Source organism: Sphaerochaeta sp., assembly GCF_050178175.1.
Taxonomy (GTDB): domain Bacteria; phylum Spirochaetota; class Spirochaetia; order Sphaerochaetales; family Sphaerochaetaceae; genus Sphaerochaeta.
Window position 1 is genome coordinate 1 of the sequence record NZ_JBFXGH010000185.1, and the last position, 3061, is coordinate 3061.

Below are 3061 nucleotides of genomic sequence, written 5' to 3' on the forward strand. Positions count from 1 at the left end.
CTCCGGCGTGGTTACCTCACCCTCAAGCGGCGAAGTCGCCACAACTCCCATGCTCCTGAAGAGCGCGAAACCGAAAGCAGCAACGAGTATGATTGCAGAAACTACAGATTGGGACACATAGGGAGCAACCATCGGGGCAACAATCAGAAAGGATGCAAACACGTAGCGGAGAAACCACCCCAGTGCCCATGTACGTGCCCCCCCGATCTTCGATACCAGGTGCTTGCCGACGATCATGAATGGCATTGTCAGATGGACAAAGGAAGAAAGCACGGCAATCAGGGGGTCGGAGACACCGTTGGCAATGGCATAGAGGATAAGGATATTCTCCATGAGAAATACGATGGAGATACCGTTGAGGGCATAGAATCTCTTTATAAGGGCCCTGCCTTTTGCGCGCGCCCGTGTTGAGAGGGTAGGTGGAAACTCCCTGCCACTGCCTGAGAAGAGGGCTGCCAGTCCGTGAAACAACTCCATGGTACTCCGCTCCTGTGCTTATCCTGATTATAAGTCATACCACAATAGCACAGGTACGTACATAACTGTAAAATCAGGTGGCAGGGTCAGCCGACTCATTTTTCAGTGGGATGGGACAATTTCCCCGACTCTTGCTTCTCTCTATTTTACACTTAACTTGATATATTTTTTTGTTATATTTATATCATATGAATCGCAACCACATCCCTTCAAAAGCAGAACAAGTAAGAACTCAGATACAAAGCATGAAGGAAGGAACTATATTCTTTCCTGATGTATTTGAAAATATTGGCCAAACAGCTATTCATATAATCCTATCGAGACTGGTGCAACAAAACCGTATCATCCGTTTGGGACCTGGCATATACCTACATCCACGTTTTTCAAACGTCTTAGGAACCTATGCAACTCCTTCCCTAGAAGATATTGCGACAGCTATAGCCATGAAGGAGAGATCAAGAATCATTCCTACAGGTTCCTATGCATTGTATACGTTAGGATTTACCATGCAAATACCTACATCTGCTGTTTTCCTTACAGATGGCTCTCCTAGAAAGATTAATCTTGAAGATGGAAGAATTATAGTATTCAAGCGTACCACTGCTAAAAATTTATCCTTTCATAATCCAACAGTGCAATTGCTTGTTGCAAGTATAAGAGAAATTGGCAACGGTAATATTACTGCTGAACACAGAGAAATCATCCAAGGGATCCTTTCAACGTTACATGAAGAAGAATTGAAGCAAGATCTAATCCTTGCACCTTATTGGGTCAGAGAGCTAATTCTACATGAAAGGAATATAATACATGAATCTCAAAGACCTAACAGAACAGGAACGAGTTGATATCCAATCTTTTATCTCCGAAACTTTCCCAGACATGCCTTTTTTCCACAAGACCCTTCACAGTAAAGATTGTTCCCGCCGAACGAACCTTTCTTGAAAAGGCCTTCCTTCTCCATGAAGAATTCCATAAACCAACTAGCGAAATACGCACAGACCGGATGAGTCGCCATTTATATGACCTTGAAAGAATGATGGATACCCCAATAGCTCACAAAGCGATTGAAGATAGAAACCTCTATAATAAGATTGTCACTCATAGAAAAAAATACTTTGGTCTCAAAGGGTTTGACTATGCTTCGCTTGCACCAGAACATATTAATCTCATTCCTCCGACTGCAATTTCTCATCATTGGAAACGAGATTATCAAGCTATGAGGGAGAATATCATATATGGACCATCCATAGACTATGAAACCCTGATTAAACAGATCAGAATTCTGAATGTTCGCTTCAACCAGTCTGCAATGCTGAGTAAAATAGAATGAGAGCAGGTGACTACCCAACCCAATCCTCTTAGGCAGGATTGGGTTGGGTGGAGGTATCTTTTATAAGGTAATTTTCAAATCCTGGAAGTGATTCTGGTGCCCTTCTGACAACCTCAGATACAGGACAAGGGATCTCTCTCCTTGCTACCCTGCCTTGTAGCCAGGCAGGCGTTCTCAGAATCTGTACTTCCCACCAAGAGTTCTTCCGGGTAGCTCCCTTGCCTCTTGGCTTCTGGCCATACTACACCATAGGGGTATGAAGAAACCATTCGGAAAACATGAGAAAAGGATGAATACAAACAAAGACCCCTCTCAATACAGAAAGGGATCCTTACATCGACAGGAGATGTACTAGGTAATCGGGGCTGGATTGAAATAACAGAGGAAGTTGTTCAGCCCATACTGTTCACTGAAGGGCTTCTTCCCACTTGCCACATCCAGGATCAGGTTGAACAAGCGCTCCCCAACCACTTCGACAGTCTCTTCTCCGGTAGCAATGGAACCTGCATCAAGATCGATCAGATCCTGCCACTTGTTCTTCAAGGCATTACGGCTCGAAACCTTGATAACCGGAGCCTCCGCCAAACCATACGGCGTTCCACGCCCGGTCATGAAGACCTGTACGGTCATGCCGCTGGCAAGCTGGCTGGGACCGCAGACAATGTCGCTCGCTGGGGTGGCAGCGAATATAAGCCCTTTCTTTGTAGGAAGCTCACCAGGGCCGAGCACCTCGACTATGGGAGCATGTCCACTCTTCACGATGGAACCCATCGCTTTCTCAACAATATTGGAAAGACCACCCTGCTTGTTTCCAGGAGTAGGATTTGCACTGCGATCCACACCTCCCTTTGCGAGGTATTCATCATACCAGCCGATTTCAGCTACCAACTTCTTGAGGGCTTCCTCGTCCTTGCAACGCCCGGCAAGCAGATGCACCCCGTCACGGACCTCAGTGACTTCACTGAACATCACAGTGGCACCACCCGAGACAAGGAGGTCACTCGCATAGCCTGCACTTGGATTGGCCGTCACACCGCTGAAAGCATCACTGCCCCCACACTGCATGCCAACACAAAGCTTCCCAAGAGGCAGGGTTGTGCGTTTACGCTTATCAAGTTTCTTGAGCTTGGCCTCTGCCATCGCAAGCAGGGCATCCATCATGGACCCGTAGCCTGGATAGTCCTGAAGGATTATGACATTCTCTGGGGTATTCTCTTCATCACTGAGCAGCTTATCGACGGTGAGTTTCTCACA

At 46.4% G+C, this 3061-nt stretch carries 3 protein-coding genes and 1 pseudogene; 2 read left to right on the forward strand and 2 right to left on the reverse strand.

The annotated features are described in order from the left end of the window. Nucleotides 1-477 (reverse strand): hypothetical protein (locus AB7S66_RS12275; RefSeq protein ID WP_428520412.1); only part of this gene is annotated, 477 nt, incomplete at its 3' end. 188 nt (nucleotides 478-665) lie between these two features. Between AB7S66_RS12275 and AB7S66_RS12280 the strand changes: the two genes are divergently transcribed. Together AB7S66_RS12280 and AB7S66_RS12285 are read left to right on the forward strand one after the other, a co-directional pair. Further along, the gene (locus AB7S66_RS12280; RefSeq protein WP_428520414.1) at nucleotides 666-1322 is read left to right on the forward strand and encodes a DUF6088 family protein; all 657 of its coding nucleotides are present in this window, start codon (nucleotides 666-668) and stop codon (nucleotides 1320-1322) included. Beyond that, the gene (locus AB7S66_RS12285; RefSeq protein ID WP_428520416.1) at nucleotides 1319-1807 is read left to right on the forward strand and encodes a nucleotidyl transferase AbiEii/AbiGii toxin family protein; all 489 of its coding nucleotides are present in this window, start codon (nucleotides 1319-1321) and stop codon (nucleotides 1805-1807) included. The genes AB7S66_RS12280 and AB7S66_RS12285 overlap by 4 nt, the downstream gene beginning before the upstream one ends. Nucleotides 1808-2158: 351 nt before the next feature. On the opposite strand, the pseudogene garD reads toward AB7S66_RS12285, so the two are convergent. Beyond that, a pseudogene (gene garD, locus AB7S66_RS12290) lies at nucleotides 2159-3061 on the reverse strand (galactarate dehydratase); the annotation flags it as partial.

What these genes read in the sequence shown, in the direction of transcription:
- AB7S66_RS12280 (WP_428520414.1), top strand. Translation starts at nt 666, where the DNA reads ATGAATCGCAACCACATCCCTTCAAAAGCAGAACAAGTAAGAACTCAG.